Below are 262 nucleotides of genomic sequence, written 5' to 3'. Positions count from 1 at the left end.
CCCGTAAACGGAGACCGTCCATGAGCCAGCCAGCACCTCAGCCGCTTGCGCCCCCGGCGATCGACCGCAAATGGTGGCACACCGCCACCGTCTACCAGATCTATCCGCGCAGCTTCTGCGACAGCGATGGCGATGGCGTCGGCGACATTCAGGGCATCATCTCCAGGCTGGATTACCTTCAGTCGCTCGGGATCACGGTCATCTGGCTCTCGCCGATCTTCACCTCACCGATGGACGACAACGGCTACGACATCTCCGATTA

At 61.5% G+C, this 262-nt stretch carries 1 protein-coding gene; it reads left to right on the top strand.

Features of this window, described 5'->3' with window-relative positions; all coding sequences use genetic code 11:
* Positions 1–20: 20 nt before the first annotated feature.
* On the top strand, positions 21–262 hold a 242-nt coding region (locus tag R0J92_RS23965; protein WP_411053518.1), incomplete at its 3' end, for an alpha-amylase family glycosyl hydrolase.

The organism is Tritonibacter sp. SIMBA_163 (genome assembly GCF_046535935.1).
GTDB lineage: Bacteria > Pseudomonadota > Alphaproteobacteria > Rhodobacterales > Rhodobacteraceae > Epibacterium > Epibacterium scottomollicae.
This window is presented reverse-complemented; position numbering and strand designations above follow the sequence as displayed.